Annotated in this window: 10 protein-coding genes; 6 read left to right on the top strand and 4 right to left on the bottom strand. The window is 50.4% G+C overall.

All coding sequences use genetic code 11. From position 1 onward, the window contains the following. Nucleotides 1-39 precede the first annotated feature (39 nt). The 4 genes from AC5SV9_RS09405 to pulA all read left to right on the top strand — a co-directional run bounded on the left by AC5SV9_RS09405 (nt 40) and on the right by pulA (nt 11,460). The gene (locus AC5SV9_RS09405; RefSeq protein WP_475153215.1) at nt 40-2,757 is read left to right on the top strand and encodes a TonB-dependent receptor; all 2,718 of its coding nucleotides are present in this window, start codon (nt 40-42) and stop codon (nt 2,755-2,757) included. Nucleotides 2,758-2,816: 59 nt separating this feature from the next. Beyond that, nucleotides 2,817-4,322, top strand: a complete 1,506-nt coding sequence (locus tag AC5SV9_RS09400; RefSeq protein WP_475153213.1) for a tryptophan halogenase family protein — start codon at nt 2,817-2,819, stop codon at nt 4,320-4,322. A gap of 256 nt (nt 4,323-4,578) precedes the next feature. After that, complete coding sequence (locus tag AC5SV9_RS09395; RefSeq protein ID WP_475153211.1) at nt 4,579-7,473, top strand: TonB-dependent receptor; 2,895 nt, start codon at nt 4,579-4,581, stop codon at nt 7,471-7,473. 21 nt (nt 7,474-7,494) lie between these two features. Continuing rightward, on the top strand, nt 7,495-11,460 hold the full coding sequence (gene pulA / locus AC5SV9_RS09390) for a pullulanase-type alpha-1,6-glucosidase (RefSeq protein WP_475153210.1): 3,966 nt from the start codon (nt 7,495-7,497) through the stop codon (nt 11,458-11,460). A gap of 54 nt (nt 11,461-11,514) precedes the next feature. On the opposite strand, the gene AC5SV9_RS09385 is transcribed toward pulA, so the two are convergent. Further along, nucleotides 11,515-12,855, bottom strand: a complete 1,341-nt coding sequence (locus AC5SV9_RS09385) for a hypothetical protein (protein ID WP_475153208.1) — start codon at nt 12,853-12,855, stop codon at nt 11,515-11,517. Between the two features lie 184 nt (nt 12,856-13,039). Between AC5SV9_RS09385 and AC5SV9_RS09380 the strand changes: the two genes are divergently transcribed. Further along, a complete protein-coding gene (locus AC5SV9_RS09380) occupies nt 13,040-14,314 on the top strand; it encodes a DEAD/DEAH box helicase (RefSeq protein WP_475153206.1) in 1,275 nt (424 codons plus the stop codon). 99 nt (nt 14,315-14,413) lie between these two features. On the opposite strand, the gene AC5SV9_RS09375 is transcribed toward AC5SV9_RS09380, so the two are convergent. Beyond that, nucleotides 14,414-16,423 (bottom strand): PhoX family protein, encoded by a 2,010-nt coding sequence (locus AC5SV9_RS09375; RefSeq protein WP_475153205.1) that lies wholly within the window; start codon nt 16,421-16,423, stop codon nt 14,414-14,416. A gap of 196 nt (nt 16,424-16,619) precedes the next feature. Between AC5SV9_RS09375 and AC5SV9_RS09370 the strand changes: the two genes are divergently transcribed. Next, nucleotides 16,620-17,075: a GNAT family N-acetyltransferase gene (locus AC5SV9_RS09370; protein ID WP_397472906.1), complete on the top strand. Its 456-nt coding sequence runs from the start codon at nt 16,620-16,622 to the stop codon at nt 17,073-17,075. A gap of 30 nt (nt 17,076-17,105) precedes the next feature. On the opposite strand, the gene AC5SV9_RS09365 is transcribed toward AC5SV9_RS09370, so the two are convergent. Both AC5SV9_RS09365 and AC5SV9_RS09360 read right to left on the bottom strand, forming a co-directional pair. Then, complete coding sequence (locus AC5SV9_RS09365) at nt 17,106-19,445, bottom strand: TonB-dependent receptor domain-containing protein (RefSeq protein WP_475153204.1); 2,340 nt, start codon at nt 19,443-19,445, stop codon at nt 17,106-17,108. A gap of 191 nt (nt 19,446-19,636) precedes the next feature. Next, a complete protein-coding gene (locus AC5SV9_RS09360; protein WP_475153202.1) occupies nt 19,637-20,341 on the bottom strand; it encodes a 2OG-Fe(II) oxygenase in 705 nt (234 codons plus the stop codon). Between the last annotated feature and the right edge of the window lie 87 nt (nt 20,342-20,428).

Here is a 20,428-nt window from a genome sequence, read left to right as displayed (position 1 = left end):
CTGACAGACGACACAAACAACACACCGGGGATGAAGGACATGAATAAATTTAAACTCAGTATGCTAACAATGGCACTGGCTGCAGCCGGTTCCTGTTCTTTAGCTTACGCTCAAACGACAGAACAAAGCTCTGAGCAAAACAATGCTGACGAGCAGATTGAAGTAATTTCAGTTACGGGTTTCCGCCGCAGCCTGCAGGATTCTCAGAACATCAAAATGTTTAACACTTCAATTGTTGAAGCAGTGTCCGCAGAAGACATCGGTAAGTTACCGGATGTGAGTATTGCTGAGTCTTTAGCGCGTCTGCCGGGCCTTACCGCGCAGCGACTGAATGGTCGTGGCCAGGTAATTAGTATCCGTGGTTTGTCGCCGGATTTCAGTACTGCGCTGCTAAATGGCCGTGAGCAGGTAAGTTCGGGTGATAACCGTGGCGTTGAGTTTGACCAATACCCGTCTGAATTGTTAAGCGGCGTTGTTGTTTACAAAACACCGGATGCGGCCCTGATTGGTCAGGGTTTATCAGGTACTGCTGACATGCGTCTTATCAGCCCGCTGAAACACGGTGAAACAACGGTGGCGGTAAATGCCCGTTACGAGTGGAACCAGATCGATGCACTAAATGCCGGTGCAGATGATAATGGCCAGCGGCTGAGTATCTCTTATATCGATCAGTTTGCTGATGATACTATCGGTATCGCGCTTGGCTATGCCAACATGTCTAACCCAACACAGATAGAGCGGTTTGAAGCCTGGGGTTATGCTGATACAGAAGACGGTGACAAGGTTATCGGCGGTGCAAAAGTTTATGCCAACTCTAACCTGTTAGAGCGTGATGGCTTTATTGGTGTGTTTGAATACAAGCCAAATGCAGATTTCAGCTCAACCGTAGATTTATACTACTCAAAATTTGATGAAACGCAGCGTACCAGCTTTATTGAGATGCCATTGCTTTGGGGTGGTCCTCCGCATCCTGTGACTTTGGAGCCTGGTTATCAAACACAAAATGGTCTGGTCACGTCAGGCACCTACAGTGGTGTTAAAGCGATTGTTCGTAACCACGGCAACTTCCGTGAAAGCGATCTGTTCTCTGCCGGTTGGAAAACGGAGTTTAAACTGGCTGACAACTGGTTCGCTACCGTTGACCTGAGCCACTCTAAATTAGACCGTACCGACCTGATTCTGGAATCCGATGCAGGTACAGGTACTGCCGGCACGGGTGCAACGGACACCATTCAGTTTCAGATGAACGGCAAAGGCGCAACGTTTAACGCGGGTCTAAACTATGCTGATCCAAGCCTGATTTTACTGACCAGCCCACAAGGCTGGGGCGGCGACATTATCCCAGGGGGCCAGTTAGGCTACTATAATTCGCCGGGCATTACCGATGAGTTAAACCAAATCCGCTTAAGTGCCAAAACATTGATTGAGCACGATGTGTTTGATGAAGTGGAATTTGGCCTGAACGTCAGCAGCCGTGAGAAAGATAAAAAAGCCAACGAGTATTTCCTGGGCTTGCCAAACGGTGCTACCAGCGCCCCTATTCCTAATGTGGCGGGCTCTACCAGCCTGGCAGGGTTTGGTATTCCGGGTATGGTCAGTTATGACCCGCGTCAATTGATTTCTGACGGTGTGTTAGAACTGGTTCGCAACCCGAACGCTGATGTGTTGATCAAAGACTGGAATGTGCAGGAAGATGTTGTTACTGCGTTTGTTAAAGTTGGTATTAGCAGCAGTGTTGGCGATATTCCGGTAACCGGTAATTTCGGTACTCAGGTCGTTCACACCGATCAGTCATCATATGCACTGGCTGCATCTGGTACAGGTATTGATGTTTCATCTTTCCGCCTGGACGGTGGTGATAAATACTGGGAAGTGCTGCCAAGTATGAACCTGAGTTTTGACTTTGGTGCTGGGCACTTTGTTCGCGTTGGTTTAGCCCGTACTATGGCGCGTGCCCGTATGGATCAGCTGCGCGCCAGCCAGGATTTCAGCTTTGATCCGGGCAAAAACAACGCTCAGGCGACGCCAGAGAACAATTCTCCCTGGAGTGCAAATGGCGGTAACCCAGAGCTGAAACCATGGATTGCAAATGCACTGGATATTTCATACGAGTACTATTTCGATGACAGTCTGGGCTATATGTCTCTGGCTGGTTTTTATAAAGATCTGGAAACCTATATTTATGATCAAAACACCATTCAGGACTTTACCGGCTTCCCGTCAGGCGGCATTACACCGGTAATTAACGAAGGTGTGGCAACTAAACCGCAAAACGGTAATGGTGGTCGGATCAATGGTATTGAGTTCAGCTTATCTCTGAGTGGTGCGATGATTGCCCCAATGCTGGAAAACTTCGGTACTATTTTAACTGGCTCCTGGACTGACAGCAGCATTGAATCAGACCCTAACAACCCGTCAACGCCTTTACCAGGCTTGTCTAAACGTGTTGCTAACCTGACGATGTACTATGAAAACGGTGGTTTTGCGACCCGGATCAGCGGACGCTATCGTTCAGAGTTCCTGGGGGAGATATCCGGGTTTGGTAGTGGCCGTGATCTGAAAATGATTGAAGCGGAAACTGTGGTTGATGCTCAGGTAAGTTATAACTTTGATGACGGCCAGTTCGAAGGGCTGACGTTATTACTGCAAGCTAATAATATTACCGACGAACCCTTTGTTCGTACCGAGAATGGTAATTTGATCGAATATCAACGTTATGGCCGTACTTTTATGGCAGGCTTATCCTATAAGTTTTAAATAGTGGTATAGCTGATTATCAAGCCCTGCTTTAAGCTCATTAAGCAGGGCTTTTTTATTTGAAGTTGGAGACGTTTGCTATGGTAAACCGGCCAGAAACAGAAATACTAATTGTCGGCGGTGGTACCGCCGGCTGGATGACCGCCGCCTTATTATCGCGGCTGCTTGGTATTGCAGTTAAGATCCGGTTAATTGAATCCGAAGCCATCGGTAGCGTGGGTGTTGGAGAGGCAACGATACCGGCAATTCAGCATTTCAATGCGGTGCTGGGTATTCCCGAAGCAGAGTTTCTTCAGGCAACTCAGGGCACTATTAAACTGGGTATTCAATTTGAACACTGGGGCAAGCAAGGTGACAGTTATATGCATGCCTTCGGTCCGGTTGGCAGACAACTTGGAGTAACCTCATTTCATCATTACTGGCTGGCAGCGCAAGCGCGCGGAGACACTAGCAGCTTCTGGGATTACTCCCTTAATTACCAGGCTGCGAAAACCGGTAAATATGCGCCATTGCCGCAGGTCCCGAACACGCCTTTGCAGGGGCTGGTGCATGCCTACCATTTTGATGCCAGTTTGTATGCTGCGCTACTACGCCGTTATAGCGAACAATTGGGGGTGCAACGTACCGAAGGGACTATAGCTAGCGTAAACAAAACAACATCTGGTGATATTGCCTCTGTGACACTGCAAGATGGCAGCAGTTATAAGGCGGATTTATTTATTGATTGTTCTGGCCTGCGCGCACTGTTGATAGGGCAGGAACTAAATGTTGGCTACGAAGACTGGCGCCATTGGTTACCCTGCGATACTGCATTAGCGGTGCCCACTGCAACAACATTACCCATAATGCCGTTTACCCGCTCTATAGCTCACGCCGGTGGCTGGCAATGGCGTATTCCGTTGCAGCATCGTACCGGCAATGGCCTGGTGTATAGCAGCCAGTTTTTAACTGACGAGGCCGCACGCAATACATTGCTGAGTAATCTGGATGTCACCGCTTTAGCAGAGCCGCGCAAAATAAGCTTTGTTACCGGGCGACGTAAACAGCAATGGGTACAAAACTGTATTGCTATTGGGTTATCCAGCGGGTTCCTTGAGCCGTTGGAGTCTACCAGCATTCATCTGATCCAAAGTGCGGCGTTGCGATTAGTGCAGTGCTTCCCCGGTGCGGACAATATCGACACTGTCAGGCAGGAGTTCAACCGGCAGTCGCAGGCAGAATTTGAAGCCATTCGCGACTTCATCATTTTGCATTACCATCTGAATCAGCGTGATGACAACGGATTGTGGCAGTATTGCCGGCAGATGGTGCTTCCAGATTCGCTAAAGCAACGTATCGAGTTGTTTAAGCAGTCAGCGCTGGTGTTCCGTCAACAGGATGAACTGTTTACTGAAGTTGCCTGGCAGCAAGTGATGTTGGGACAGGGGGTAATACCAACAGGGTATCAGCCGATGGCAGATAACCTGACTGATAAACAGTTGAGCAGCTTTTTAAGCGATTTAAAACACATCATTACGCACACTACGCAGCAACTACCTGCCCATCAGGCTTTTCTGCAGCAATAACCCCAGGTGGTTGCACCAGAATGAAAACATGCGTAGCTGCTGCGCATTTCTGATGCAAAGTGCCTGGTGCCAATTTAGTGCAATTTAAGGTACGCCATCATAGGTTTTGCACCAATTTGGCAGACTGAATACGTATTCATATTGCGGCTTGCCGCTTAACGGTTAATAAATGAACACTGATAAAGCAGGCTGCAAGTGTTCATGCCAGTTGCATGGATCGCGCAACCAACAATAAAAACAAACGGGGATACAGGGCATGAATAAGTTCAGGCTTAGTCTGCTCACGCTTGCTATGGCAGGGGTGGGTAGTCTGGCGTGTTCTGCTGTTGCACAAACGGCACAGCAGGCACCACAATCAGCAAATCAACAAGCAGCAGAAGATAATGCCGCTTCCCAGCAAGCGTTAGACAGCGTTGAAGTAATTCAGGTGCGCGGTTTTGCCAGCAGCCTGTTCCGCTCGCTTGATGCCAAGCGTTTTGGCGATACCGTATCAGAAACCATTTCCGCCGACGATTTAGGTGCCTTGCCAGACGTGTCGATGGCCGATGCACTAACACGCTTACCCGGTATTTCGGCGGTACGTACCGGCGGCCAGGCGGCTGAGATTAATATCCGCGGTATGTCGGGTGGCTTTGTATTTTCTACCTTAAATGGCCGTGAGCAGGTATCAACCAGTGGCAAACGGAACATCGAGTTTGACCAGTACCCGTCAGAGCTGATCACATCTGCAGCAGTATATAAATCGCCAAAGGCGTCACTGATCGAAGGTGGCGTGGCCGGTACTGTTGAGCTGCAAACCGCCAGCCCGCTGCGCAACGAAAAACAGCATACTTTTACCGTTAACGTGCGGGGTATGTACAACGACCGCGCAGACGAAGTGCCTGATGGCGTCGACTTTGGCCACCGTTTCAGTATGTCTTATCAGGGTAAGTTTCTGAATGATACCTTAGGCTTTGCTGCCGGCTATGCCCGTTTGTATCAGCCCAGTGTGGCGACTCAATTTGTCGGGCTGGCTTATAACGAGCGGCGCGATCTGGATAATGACGGTCAGGACAGTTTTATTAGCGAAGGCTTTGAGCTGCAGCATAAAGGCGGTGAAGAAACCCGCGATGGTTATATGGCTGCATTGGAATGGACACCACACGACGCCTTTACGTTAAAAGCTGATGCATTTTTATCTAAGTTTGATAAAGAAGCCTTTGCCCGTGGGTTTCGCGTTAAGTTAGAAGGGGCCAATGTCGCGATAGGAAATCCGGTATTTAACGGCTCTTCACTGATTGGCGGTACATTCAACAGAACATCTACTGGGAATACCCGGGTTGAAATTGTTAATGATGACAACCGCGATTTTGACGAAGTGCGTAGTTTCGGCATCAATGCCGACTGGGACCTTACCGATACGGTGAATCTGGCGTTTGACGTATCGCACTCCTCTGCCAAGAGTAATTTCCGCAATGGCTTGCTGTGGGCCTTAGTGGCTGAAGATGCCAATGCAGAAGTGCCGGTGCTGGATACTAATGTATCAATTTCTTATTTGCTTAATGGTCTGAATTTACCCAGCGTTGGCTTTAACCAGGCTGCGGCGTTTTCTGATATCGATAAAGTGATGGTCAGCAAGTACGGTATTTATCCTTATGTAAATGAAGATGAAGTAACGGCGTTTAAACTAGACGGTAAGTGGATACTTGATCTGCCGATCGTCGCCTCGCTCGAGGCTGGCGTGCGCTACTCCGAACGCACCTATAAAAATGACCGTTCAGTATTTGAGTATGGCAGTGACGCCGGTTTTTTAACCTCGCAGCCACCACTGAAACTGACCGACGATATGGTTGAAGTGGTTGATTTTAAAGGCGCCTTTTCTGTCTACCCAAGTTACTTGTCTATTGATCTGCAAAAAGCACTATCAGCCTGGTTCCCTGAGGGGATCCCACAACCAGTACAAACCTGGGGTACCGGCAACCCGGACGTGATTAATAGCCCCACGCCCGGACTAGGCCCAAATACTGCCTGGTCTGTACAACAAAGTGGCGAGGTATATGAAGATGTTTTGGCTGGTTATGTAATGGCAAACTTAGATGCCGAGCTATTTGGTATGCCGCTAAGCGGCAATATTGGTGTGCGGGTAGTGCAGACAGATCAGCGTGCTACAGACCTAGCTGATGTAGGGCGAGATCCGCTAAAAGGCGCGCAAAATATCGCGGATGAAGCTGGTTTAATCAATAATCGCTATGCGCCCGGAATTGTAGGTATTAAATACACTGAAGTACTACCACAGATAAACCTGAACTTCGGTATTACCGATAATTCGCAAATCCGTTTTGCTGCGGCTAAAGTCCTTTCCCGCGCACCAATAAATCGCTTGGCGTCTTCCAGCTCAATTACATTCAGTGATCTGGGTGAAATTAACGGTGACAGTTCGAACAGCCCTTTCTTACGGCCATTTGAAGCTAACCAATATGACTTATCATACGAATACTATATGCCTACTGGTGCTGTATCTTTTGCCTTGTTTTACAAGGACATCATAAGTTTTATTCAAAACGATACGATTGATAAGTTTGACTTCAAAGGCGCAGGCTACTCGGTACCAGACTTTATTTACCCTGATCCGCTTAGCATGAAACCGGTTGCGACATTCAACGGTTCACTGAGTACTGTGGTTAATAACGGTGAGGGTGGCTATATCCGCGGTGCTGAGCTGGCCTTTACCAAGGTGTTTGATTTCTTACCGGAGTTTTGGTCCGGCCTGGGGGTACAGGGCAGTTACTCCTACACCGAGAGTGAAGTTAGTCTGATTAATGAATTGGGTGGTCCCAGCATTGAAACCAGCTTTGAAGGTCTGTCACAGGATGTGTTTACCGGCACAGTGTTTTGGAACTATCAGGGCTTTGATGCCCGTGTAAGTGCCCGCTATCGCTCGCCTTTTGTGTCGTCGCAGGTAGGTATTGATGAGCAGATCACCAACTTCGACAGTGAAACGGTGATTGACATGCAAACCTCATACGACCTTAACGACAACTTTAAGGTGCTGTTTCAGGTAAACAACCTGACAGACGAGCCCACCAAGAGTTATTTCGGTGATAAAGCGCAAACCGGCACGCTGCAATTCTTTGGCCGCCAGTTTTATCTCGGCGCGGTTTATACCTTTTAAGCGGATTATGGAGCAAAAATAATGACGATAATGATAAAACTGCTAAAGCCCGCGTTGTTGCTGCTGGCGCTTAATCTGTTAGCGGCCTGTGGCGGTGGCGACTCAACAAAGCCCGGCGAAGTACTACTGACCTGTAATGTGCCGCAAATACCTAATGCTGCTGGTACAGAGTGTATAGACCCGCCGCCTAAGCAATGCAGAAAGCCCAGTGTGCCAAGTGCTAACAATGAATCGTGCATTATCGGTTACGACCCTGCTGCTCCGAATCCCATCGTTATGGGAAGCAGCAACCAAGCTGTACTGTTTTATAAGCGGTCAGATGGGAATTACAACGGCTGGGTGCTTCATACGTGGAATAATGAGACCTGCGATGCTTATCAAGCTTCGTCTATAGCGGCGTCATGGGAAAACGGTTTAGTACACGACGGGGTTGACGATCATTACGGCGCTTATTGGCTTCTGGATTTAAAACCTGGCTATGCCGGTACTGAAGACGCTTGCGGTAATTTCATCATTCATAAAGGCGATGAAAAGGATCTTAGTCAGTCTGATATGGCAATGCCTCTGACCCAACAACAGCCAGAAGGTGAGCCTGATTTTTCCACGATGAATTGGACGTTTTCAGGCTCAGCAGATATCTATTATTACCCAGTTGAGTCGCTAGGCGTCAATATTACCGGTGCTTCTGCTCACTGGATAGATGCTAATACATTCATCTGGAATAGCGAGGTTGCTCGCACTTCACCAGAGGTAAAACTCTACTATTCTGCAGAGCCGGTATTGGAAGTTAACTTTGATGATCAAATCGTAGGAGATGCGTTAACGTTAACACCTGTAGACCTGACCGATGCGCAAAAAGCGCTGGTACCGCATCTGGCAGACAAGCCAGCATTTAGTGCCAATTTTACTGCTGACGAAGCCAAAGCCATGCTGAAAAACCAGCTGGTGCTGGCAGCGAGTGATGTTGAAGGCGAGCTACTGGCCGCTACCTGGGTGCAGGCAGCAAAAGTGCTGGATGACCTATACACCAAAGGTGATGCCGATGCGGACGAAGCGACATTGGGTATTCAGTATCAGGATGGCGGTATTATTGCCAGTGTCTGGGCCCCTACGGCGCGCAGCGTAAACCTTAAGGTGTATAACGCCGCTAAAAGCCTGACGGCCACTTATGCGATGACGGCAGACAGCGCAACTGGTGTTTGGCGTTACAACGGCAGCAGCGCGCTGGACCGGCAGTTCTATCGCTATGAAGTGACGGTATATCACCCGCTGACCCGCAAGGTGGAAACCATTGAAGCGACAGATCCCTACTCACTCAATGTGTCGTTAAATGGCCGTTACAGCCAGTTTGTTAATCTCGCTGATGCCGACTTAGCCCCCGAGGGCTGGGCAGAGCGCACTGTGCCAACGGTTGCTAAACCGGAGGATATCGTTATTTACGAAGGCCATGTACGCGATTTCTCTGTTCGCGATCAAAGTGTTACCGAAGCAAACCGCGGCAAGTATCTGGCCTTTACCGAAACTGACTCGGTGCCGGTGCAGCACCTGAAAGCGCTGGCTGACAGTGGCTTAACCCATTTTCATCTGTTGCCGCTAAACGATCAGGCCAACATTAACGAAGATGCCAGCAAGCGTATTGCGCTTAGCGATACCGTTGCTAAGTTATGCCAGCTGAAAGCCGATGCGCCGGTGTGCGGCAATACCGATGCAAACACAACCTTGTTGTCACTGCTGCAAAGCTACTCACCTTTTGGTGAAAAAGCACAGGAGCTGGTGCAGGCAATACGTAGCATTGACGGGTTTAACTGGGGCTACGATCCGCAGCACTTTATTGCCCCTGAAGGTAGCTATGCCTCTAACGCTGAAGGTGTGGCCCGTATTAAAGAAGTTCGGGCAATGAATAAGGCATTGAATGACCTTGGCCTGCGTACCGTGCTGGATGTCGTGTACAACCACACCAGTGCATCAGGCCTGAATACCACGTCGGTGTTTGACAAGATAGTGCCGGGTTACTACCACCGCTATAACGAAACAACAGGTGCGATAGAACGTTCTACCTGCTGTGAAAACACCGCGACTGAACACCGTATGTTTGATAAGTTTATGCAGGATTCATTACTGATCCTCGCGCGTGACTTTGGCTTTAATGACTTCCGCTTTGACATTATGGGGCATTCACCCAAAGCCAGCATACTGGCAGCACGCGATGTAGTGCGGGCGTTCGATCCTAACGTGTACTTCTACGGTGAAGGCTGGAACTTCGGCGAGGTTACTGATAACCGCTTATTTGTGCAGGCCAAGCAAATTGATATGGCGGGTACTGAGATTGGCACATTCAATGACCGCCTACGTGACCCTGTGCGTGATGCGGTGTTGTTTAGCGATAACGGCAGTGAAGAAAATCTACGTAAGCAGGATCTGATCCGTATAGGTCTGGCCGGTACGTTAAAAGACTATGTGCTGGAAAGTTATCAGGGTATTGCCGGCCCGGCATCCAGCTTTGGTGGTGCTGGTTATGCAGCTGATCCGGCTGACATTATTAACTATGTGTCCAAGCATGATAATGAAACCCTGTGGGACAAACTGCAATATGGTTTGAGTGCCAGCCTGACAACCGCTGAGCGTGTAAGAGCGCAAAATATTGCTATAGCCATTCCGCTAATGAGCCAGGGCATTCCGTTTATGCAGATGGGCAGCGATATGCTGCGGTCTAAATCGATGGATCGCGACAGTTACGATTCCGGTGACTGGTTCAACTATGTCGATTTTACTATGCAAAGTAATAACTTTGCGGTTGGCTTGCCGCTGGCAGAGAAAAATGCCGACAACTGGGCCGCTATCGGTGAAATTCTGACCAATCCCAACGCTAAGCCAGCAGCAGATGATATCCGCTTTGCCAGTGAGGTGTTTAAAGAGTTTTTAAGCATCCGTGCCGGCAGCCCGTTGTTCCGCTTAACCACAGCGCAGGACGTGATAGACCGTGTTGGCTTTCATAATATCGGCAAAGGCCAAACGCAGGGCTTAATCGTGATGAGCCTCGATGACGGCATAGGGGTAACCGATCTTGACCCGGCATACGATGCCTTAGTGGTGGTGATTAACGGCACCTCGCAGCAGCAATCCCATACGGTACCTACCGCTGCCGGGTTCGATTTGCACCCAATACAGCAAGCGTCGGCAGACACTAACGTCACCACGGCCAGCTTCAGCGCCGGTGTCGGTGAAGGCACCTTCACCGTGCCGGCTTACACTATGGCGGTGTTTGTTAAAGCGCAGGGTGCTATGCAGGGCGAAGGCCTGGCGGCAGATGCCACCAGCGGCGCACCGGATATTCCACCTTATGAAGCGACAACGGTATTTGTACGCGGTGCGATGAATGGCTGGGGCGAGGTCGATACCTTCAGCTACGAGGGTGACGGTATCTACATGGCGACAATCGATATTGCTGCAGGTAACTACGAGTTTAAAGTAGCCTCGGCAGACTGGTCGACAGTCGACTTCGGTGCTGGTGCTGATGGCCAGGCAGTAACACTTGGCCAGGCAAAAACACTGGGCCGCAGTGGTGCAAACCTGCAGCTTAATCTGGTAAACGGTGCAACTTATGTGTTTGTATTAGATGCCAATAATAAAGATGCACCGGTACTAACGGTACAAGAGTTACCACCTTACGGTGTTGACACTGTTGTGTACTTAAAAGGCAGTATGAATGGCTGGTCCAACAATAGCCCGATGATGTACGCCGGCGGCAACATTTACTCGATTGATATCAGTCTGGATGCGATACCTTATGAGTTTAAATTTGCCGATGCTAACTGGGCAGCGATTAACTATGGTGCTGCCAATGGTGCCTTTACACTGGGCGAGGCCAAGGCGCTGGAGTATAACGCGGGCAACTTGTCATTGAATGTGACAGAGGCTGGTACTTACCGCTTTAGTGTCGATGCGTCTGTGCCGGAGGCACCGGTGATGACGATTACGAAGTTATAATAGCGCTTGACGTAACAAAGCCGCAGCCTGACTGCGGCTTTTTTATGGTTGCTTTTAGTTAATTTTACTCTGGGCATTATTCCACAGGTTCTGGTGTTCGCTTTGGCTGAAAAACTGCTGTGGTTGCCAGCAACGTGGCATATAACGGCGGATTTGGCCCGGTTCCCAATCGGCGCTGAGCTGGGTCAGAATTTCCTGCAACCGCTGCGGCGGGATCACGGCTAAACGGTTACGCGCCGGTTTAAAATACAGATTGTGGTCAACACTGACCTGGCAGTTGTGGCCGCCACGGCGGTATTGCAAATTGCGGCTGACAATACGGCACAACGGCTCTGCCGGGCTTGGTGGATAAAGCTGATTAACGATGGCCAGCTCATATTTTTCGGCAAAAGCGCTATCCTGCTTAGCCGGAATAAAAGCGATGCCAAACCCTTGCGGGAAAATGCCGGTAATAGTCAGCAGGTGTTTTACCCAGATGGCCGGAAACTGGCCGCGGCTGACACTGTCTTTTAATAACAGGCTGGCTTTGGGCAGCGCTTCATACTGATAACGGTGCCGGCCAGGCAGGACAATAGAGCTGTACACTTGTGGCAGGCTAAGCAGCGGTGTCAGCGCGCCCGTTTCGCCGCTGGCAGAACTAAGAAGCTGTTTAATAAACTTTATTTGTTGTTGTTGCTGCAGCTGGTGCTGCTGTTTTTCCTGTTTGCTATTGCCACGGTATGGCACCAGTTGCAGTGCATCGGATAGCAGCCGGTGCATGGCTACTTTACTTACCGCCAGATAACGCTGGCGCTCATCTGCATCCATATTGCGGCTGGCGTCCTGCTCACCGGCATAACCGGTTAACAACGTCACCGCATCAACATCCAGTAAGCCGCAATCAAGCAGCATCACAGCAACCACCAGCGGTAGCTGCACATGTAAACGGTACGGGCAATTGTCGTCGGCGAAGCGGCGCTGCTGATAGTGCTGCTGTAATACCGTGTCTTTGAGTAACTGATGTTCCAGGGCGTTATCCAGCAAACGCAGCGTCAGTGTGGCGCGATATAGCAATTTATAGCCAAACTGTAGCTCACGCCAGCGTCTGGGTGACTCAGGGGCGGTCAGTTGCAGGCTGCCAAGCATGCGGGCTGAACGGGTCAGGCTGTCTGCGGCATTGTTACCTTCGGTCAGACGCAGAATTTTCTCAGCCAGAAACCATAACTGCGGCATCAGGGCTGGGTGTGAGATCTGAGCATCGCCCGCAGGCGTGCTGGCGGCAAAGCGCAGATACCGGTGCGTGTCGGTAAGCAGGCTCACCAGACTGTCGGCATCGGATACCGAAGTAAGTGCGTGCAGCATACGCTTAAGCTCACGCATAAAGCTGCTGTCTGCTGGTTTAGTTGAGGTTTGCAAGCAGGAGTCTCCGACGCCAAGATAGCTTCCACAATACCTGATCCGGCAAGTTGAATAAAGTATGCACTGCGGTACACAAAGCTCGCAGTAGTAGCCGTTTTACTGTAAGCTCTGCGCCCCTCCATCAGGGAGGCCTCTGCAGCTGCGGCAGATTATTCTCGCAGCATTAACTGCGGGATCTCGCATGCAATTTACTGATTTAAAACTTTCACCGGAATTACTAAAAGCCATTACTGATAAAGGTTACACCACCCCTTCACCTATCCAGCAGCAAGCTATTCCAGCCGTGTTGGCCGGGCGTGACTTAATGGCCGCTGCCCAAACCGGCACCGGTAAAACAGCCGGTTTTACCTTACCGATGCTGCAACTACTGGCAGACAGCCAAAGCCAGGGCCGTAAAGTACAGTCGAATCATATCCGGGCACTGGTATTAACACCAACCCGCGAGCTGGCAGCACAGGTGGCGGAAAGCGTCGCGGTATACAGCAAATATCTGCCGCTGCGCAGTGCAGTCGTGTTCGGTGGGGTAAAGATAAATCCACAAATGATGACACTGCGCCGCGGCGTGGATGTGCTGGTTGCGACACCGGGCCGTTTGCTGGATTTATACCAGCAAAATGCAGTGAAGTTTGGTCAGTTGGAAATACTGGTGCTGGACGAAGCTGACCGTATGCTGGACATGGGCTTTATTAATGACATTAAAAAAGTGCTGGCACTGCTGCCGAAAAAACGGCAAAACCTGCTGTTTTCCGCTACTTTCTCTGACGAGATCCGCAAGTTAGCCAAAGCGCTGGTGAATGATCCGCTGGAAGTGTCGGTCAGTCCGGCCAATACCACCGCCGAGCGGGTAGAGCAGCTGATTTATCCGGTAGATAAAAACCGCAAAGCGGCACTGGTTACCAAGCTTATTACTGACAACAACTGGCAACAGGTGCTTATTTTTACTAAGACCAAGCATATGGCGAATAAGCTGAGTATGCATCTGGATACGGCCGGTATTAAAGCGGCGCCTATCCATGGTAATAAAAGCCAGAACGCCCGTACTAAAGCGCTGGCTGATTTTAAATCAGGCGCAGTCAGGGCCCTGGTGGCAACAGATATCGCCGCCCGAGGGCTTGATATTGATCAATTGCCCCAGGTAGTGAATTTTGAACTGCCGAATGTCGCTGAAGATTATGTGCACCGCATTGGCCGTACCGGCCGGGCTGGCGCTGCAGGCCATGCTATTTCACTGGTATGTGCTGATGAAGGCAAAGAACTGTTTGGTATCGAACGCTTGATCCAGCAGGCGATCCCGCGTCAGCTAATGCCAGGCTTTGAACCGGTTAATGCCGTGGCGGAATCGAAACCGAATGCCAAGCCTTATAAACCGAAAAAGCCCAAAGTAGCGAAAACGGGCCACCGTGATGGCCAGCGCGCACCACAAGGGCGGGCACCGAAACAAAACACGGGTAATTAAGGCTGTAGCAACTATCGGTTTGCCCACACCAACGCTACCTTTAAAAAAAGAATGCAGGCCAGCGCCTGCATTATTTTTATCTGATTGGCATAGCGCTGTTTAACTACCGATCACGCCGCCATCATCTTTGGTCACGATCACGGTAGCAGAACGTGGCCGGCTGCTGCCGCCATCCGGCCAGTTGCTGGTGAAATCGCCCGGTTTTGAGCGATCGCCCGGGTGCTGAATATTAACAAACAGCGTCTTCATATCCGGTGTCGCGCTGATCCCTGTCACTTCACAGTCGGTCGGCCCAACCAGAAAGCGCTTAATCTGGCGGGTCACCGGATCAGCCACCAGCATCTGGTTATTACCGTAAGGGCCTTCGCCTTGCTGAGAACCGCTCATATCAGTTTGGATCCACAGCAAGCCGTTCTTATCAAACCACAGGCCATCCGGGCTGGCCAGATGGTTGTCGGCGGTTAACGTCAATTCAGTACCCGGTGTTTCGGTACCCACATCACCGGCCAGCAGGAAGATATCCCAGTCAAAAGCAGTTGCTGCCTGAGCTTCACGCTCATTCCAGCGGATAATATGGCCGGTAGCGTTATTTGCCCTGGGGTTTGGTGCATCTGTTTGCGCGTCTGTGCGGCGCGTATTGTTGGTCAATGTGAAATACACTTCGCCGGTTTCCGGGTGCACCGCGCCCCATTCCGGCCGGTCCATTTTGGTGGCGCCTGCTACATCAGCAGCCAGGCGGGTATTTAGCAAAATATCGGCCTGATCAGCAAAGCTTACGCCTGCGGCGGCTGCTTTGGCCATAAAGTCTGCATTGTTGATATCCAGCGGTAACCAGTCGCCACTGCCATCTTCATTGAAACGGGCAACGTAAAGAATACCGTCGTTTAACAAATGACCACCGGCGGTATTTTTATAATAAGGTGCGCTGGAAACAAATTTGTAGATGTATTCGAATGTTGAGTCATCACCCGAGTACACCACCACAGGCTTACCTTCTTCCAGCTTGCCAAAAATCACGCCTTCGTGGCCAAAACGACCAAGTGCGGTGCGCTTTTGCGGCAGGCTGTCCGGGTTAAACGGGTCAATCTCAACAATCCAGCCAAAGGTGTTAGGTTCGTTACGGTAGTCACCGCTGGCGTCTGCTGCGATGGTTGAGGCATTAAAACGCTGGTAGATATCTGCAGTGGGCGTAGCGGTTTCCCAGAAATAACGGCCATTACTGCCCGATACACCATAGCGGCTGTGTTCACGCGGCTGGCTGGCATCAGTATTGGCAAAGTAACCGGCCCAGTTTTCTTCGCAGGTTAAATAGGTGCCCCAGGGCGTATAACCATTACCACAGTTATTCAGGGTGCCACGGGTACGGCTGCCGTCCGGGCTATATTTGGTTACGACTTTGCTGCTACCGCGCACCGGGCCCGCCAGTTCCATCGGGGTGGCGCCGGTAATGCGGCGGTTAAACGGGCTGTTATTGACCAAAGCCCAGCTGCCATCAGCCTGTTGCTGAATATGGGCTACCGATACACCATGGGCGGCTATTTCTTTACGTGCTTCATCGGCAATGCGCGGCACGGTATCGATGCCGTTCGGGTGAATCAGGTTGTTATCGATATATTCATGGTTAAACACCAGCAAGCCTTCTGTCGAGCTGTCACCACCGCTACGGGTATCAATTGGGAAAAAATGCATGCCGTCATGGTGCATACCAACCTGTTGTTCCTGATCTGCGCCACTATTAGTGGCATCAGCCAGATATGCCGGATAGCTGCCGGTCAGTGGTGTACCCCATGGCAGAAACGCACGGGCAGTGTAACCCTGCGGCACCACTATGCCATCAGTGCGGCTGGCGGCGACTGCAGTAAAACCCAACAGTTCCGGGCCGGCAACCGGCGGCACTACGGGTACCGGCTCGCCGTCATCACTGCTGCTGCAGGCTGCCAGATTACCGCCAATAAAGGCGGCTACGGCTGCACCGACACTGCCTTTTAAAAACTTACGCCGCGCCATGCGAGCATCGACAACAGCTGCAAAGGTTGGGTTAAGTGAAAAGTTGGTTTGCGGGTCTATACCCGAGTTATCAATGCTGATGGCGGTTTTACTGTCTGACATTATGCTTGGCTCCGTATTGGCGTTGTTTTAGTTGTTGCAGTATTTAACGCAGGCTTAATGTCAGTGGCGTTACATTTGTGTAGCAGTTTTATGATGCTGTGATGACACTAAGATGGCGAAGCTGGTTTTTCAGGCTGTGCGGGACGCTTTTACCTCTGGTATAGTGGTGCTTTACGTAGCCAGGGAACCAGATTAGATGCAGTGGCAGGTATTAACCTTTGATGAGTTAGACACATACACGCTATACAGCATGTTGCAACTTCGGGTAGATGTGTTTGTGGTAGAGCAAAACTGCCCGTATCCAGAGCTGGATGACAAAGATCTGCATCCGCAAACGCGACATATTATTCTGAAAAAAGGGGAAAAGGTCATCGCCTATTCCCGTGTGCTGGCGCCGGGAGTCAGCTTTGAAGGCTACCCGGGTATTGGCCGGGTATGCGTGTCACAAACAGCGCGTCGCTTAGGCTTGGGCCAGGTGTTGGTTGAACGTACGCTCGAAGTCGCAGCAGAGCTTTGGCCTGATACCGATATTCATATTTCTGCCCAGTGTTATTTGCAGCAGTTTTACCAGGACTTAGGCTTCAAACCGGCCAGCGAGCCTTATCTGGAAGACGATATACCGCATTTAAAAATGATAAAACCGGTTAACTAACCGGTTTTATCTGTTGCTTCGCTACAGAGATTAGAACTTATAACTTAACGACAACCAAAGACTGCGCGCTTTTTCTGTGGTGTTGTAGTCAGAGGTACAGTTATAGGTATCTTCGGTGTCTGCCAGCAGGCAGGTACGGCTGGATAAGTCGTCGTCCAGCAAATTGTTAATGCGGGCACTGAAGCTTAACTGATCAGAATACTGATAACGGGCACCCAGATGCAGCAACTCGTAAGCTTTGTAGTATTGCTTGATTGTCTCAGGGCCTGTAGGGCCACTGATATTAGCGGTACCGCGAAAACGCTCGCTACGCACTTCAGCAATCAGTTGCAGGCTTAATTGCTGCAGCACTTGCCAGTTCAGCGTGGCATTAAACATATTCTTGGGCGTACTTACCAGCGGCAAACCGGCATCCCGGCCACTTTTTACTTCGCTGTCGGTGTAGGTGTAATTAGCACTCAGGCTGATGTTGTCGCTAAAAGCATATTTACCGGCCAGTTCTACGCCACGGGTTTCTGATTTATCAACATTAGCGGCCTGGGTAAAGCTGTTGTAACCCAGTTCAGCCCAACCGGGGCCGATATCGACGCAAGGCGTGCCAGCTGCAGCAGTTTCACAGTTTGGCAGGTTATCCTGATTGATAATTTTATCTTTAAAATCATTGTAAAACAGCGTGATATTGCCGCTAAAGGCCTCACCGCTGTAGTAGGCGGCTACCTCATAGTTTACGCTGGTCTCCGGTTGTAAATCCGGCGTGCCGACAAAGGGGCTGACACCTTGGCCGCCAAAACCGGTAATGCCCGGAAACAGCTGATTTGGTTTCGGTGCTTTATAACCGGTGCTGACACCACCTTTAATGGTCCATTGCTCGGTCGGACGGTAGTTCAGGTAGGCGCGCGGGCTGAACTCGCCACCGAAAATATTGTGATCATCAAAGCGTGCACCGGCTGTAGCGGTAAACTGCGGATGGAACTCCCAGCTGTCTTCAGCAAATACGGCCCACTGGCGGTGAGTCTGGTTGGTTCCATCGCGAAAACCGTCGCCGTACATACCAAAAACACCATCTTCCATCTCAGCGTTCAAATATTGTGCACCGACTACAAAGTAGTGGTCCTGATACTGCGATTCCAGCTTGCTGTCTAAGATCAGGTTGTCTATTTTCAGTGTGCGGCTGGGGCGCGGTAAAAACTGCGATTGCAGCTGGGCTGATAACGCATCGGTCAGTTGCGGTTTGTTGCTGGCCTGATCGATTACTGCCTGATCCCAGATTAGTTGCAGATCACTGCGTTCCTGTACTGTCAGAGGTAACGAGCGGCCAAAGTTTTCGCTGCGGCTTGTCGTGATGCTGCTGGTTAGTGTACCCATATCGAAACGGCCAACATGCGCCAGCACAAATTGTTCACGCTCAACACGCTGATACGGGGTATAACCGACACGGGGTTGAATAACACCGGCGCCACTGGCCCGCCACAGGCTGACCGGGCTATCCAGCGTACCGGTTTGGCCTTCGGTATTATCGTAGCGCTGTTTGGCAATATCATATTCCAGGCTGATAAACTGCTGCTCACTGATGGCGTAATTTAATGTAGCACCCAGATTCCAGTTTTTTGCGGCAACAATTTTTTTATCACCAAAACTGCCCTCATCTACCCAGGTAGACCCATCAGGCAAAGGCAGGTTTTCGCTGTAAGTCGGTTCGCTTTCATCGCGATCATACACGCTGCCGCGCACGGCGTACGTAAGGCCGCGTGCACCGGTTGGGCCGGTCAGATAGAAGTCGGCTTTTTTATCATCGCCGTATTGGTCGTCCTGCTGCAGATTGCTGCTCAGCGTAACGCTGCCATGCGTGGTGTCGAGCTCTTTACGGGTAATAATATTAATTACACCACCAATGGCATCAGCCCCATACAGCGTAGACATTGGCCCGCGCACCACTTCAATCCGTTCAATCGCTTCCAGTGGCGGCATGTACATAAACTGGCTGTTGCCAAAGTTATTCGGTCCTATATCGCCGATATCGCTTTGCCGGCGGCCGTCAATTAATACCAGGGTGTAATCTGACGGCAGGCCACGCATGGTAATGCTGATATTGCCATTTTTGTCCTGGCCACTGCCGACGTCTATACCCTCGATATCGCGCAGTGCATCTGCCAGGCTGGTAAAGGGTTTGCTTTGCAGATCTTCCCGCGTTACCACTGAAACACTGGCTGGCGCATCGACCAGTTTTTGTTCAAAGCCGGATGCCGTTACGACAATCACTTCCATATCATAATCCGCTGCCGCGGCGGCTGCAGCCAGTTCCGCATGGGCTAATGGCAGTGCAAACGCGGCGGCAACGGCGCAGGCCAGAGTGGTAGGGCGAAAAGACATGATTAACTCCTGTAAGAACACCTAAAGCGGTTGGGTAACCGCAGTCTGTTAAGTTAGGTAAATATGCTGGCGAATGATAATTATTCTTATTATCAAGATCAATTAAAAACTGAAGAAATCATGACTTATCTTGTCAGCAGTACTCGCAACGTGGTGCAATTTGAAGTTGAGAGGCAAACAGCGCTATAAGGTTAGCGCTGTGGTGGGCCGTATATTTGCTCGGCAGTATTGAACAGGATCCAGCTGGTTAAAATGTATTTGTCGTTTGATACCGGAATGCAGCCGCGGTGGGTATGGGTAAAGTATGCCGGTGCTATCACCATCCGGCCGGTTTTGGGCGTAATGCTTTTGTTCTGATAGTAAAACTCGGTCTGGCCACCTTCTGCAACGTCATTTAAGTAGAACATAAACAGCAGTGCCCGGTGTAATGGCTCTGTGCTGCCCTGCTGCGGATAAACCTCACTGTGCCAATAGCCATAATTACCCACCCCAGCCTGGTATTTCTGTGCCTGTATATTACCCAGGCGAAACAACACCCGCATGAAATCCATGGTTTTGGCTTTACCAAGCTGCTCATAATTGTCATTGGTTATCGCCACCGGCTGGCCGGTTTGCGGGTGCGCAATTGTCAGGCCAACTGGGCCTATCAATGCAAAATGGTATTTCTTAAAGTACTCACAGGCATAGTGAGTGGTCGCCTGCCAGATCTGCTGCAGCAACGGCTGATACTCGGCATGCTGAAACAGGTATAAATCGGTGCTGATTTTCTTGCTCGGGTCGACACCACCTCCGGTGCGACCAGGCACAGTATGTGGGCTGGTATCAAAGGTGTTGATAAGCTGCTGACAGAATTCTGCGCTTAATGCATTGTCATAGACTTCAATAAAGTCGGTCATAAGATTTCCGGCTGCTCTTTGGCGCGCTTTGTTGTAATAAGGTTAATACCATACTGTATTGCGCAGCAGCAGAAAAGAGCAAAACCC

The organism is Rheinheimera sp. ATLC3, assembly GCF_059429535.1.
Note: the sequence above shows the minus strand (reverse complement) of the source record. Positions and strands in the feature narration are given on the sequence as shown.

Coding starts and splice junctions, on each gene's coding strand:
- AC5SV9_RS09360 (WP_475153202.1), bottom strand. CDS start 20,341: ATGACCGACTTTATTGAAGTCTATGACAATGCATTAAGCGCAGAATTC.
- AC5SV9_RS09395 (WP_475153211.1), top strand. CDS start 4,579: ATGAATAAGTTCAGGCTTAGTCTGCTCACGCTTGCTATGGCAGGGGTG.
- pulA (WP_475153210.1), top strand. CDS start 7,495: ATGACGATAATGATAAAACTGCTAAAGCCCGCGTTGTTGCTGCTGGCG.
- AC5SV9_RS09380 (WP_475153206.1), top strand. CDS start 13,040: ATGCAATTTACTGATTTAAAACTTTCACCGGAATTACTAAAAGCCATT.
- AC5SV9_RS09375 (WP_475153205.1), bottom strand. CDS start 16,423: ATGTCAGACAGTAAAACCGCCATCAGCATTGATAACTCGGGTATAGAC.
- AC5SV9_RS09405 (WP_475153215.1), top strand. CDS start 40: ATGAATAAATTTAAACTCAGTATGCTAACAATGGCACTGGCTGCAGCC.
- AC5SV9_RS09370 (WP_397472906.1), top strand. CDS start 16,620: ATGCAGTGGCAGGTATTAACCTTTGATGAGTTAGACACATACACGCTA.
- AC5SV9_RS09365 (WP_475153204.1), bottom strand. CDS start 19,445: ATGTCTTTTCGCCCTACCACTCTGGCCTGCGCCGTTGCCGCCGCGTTT.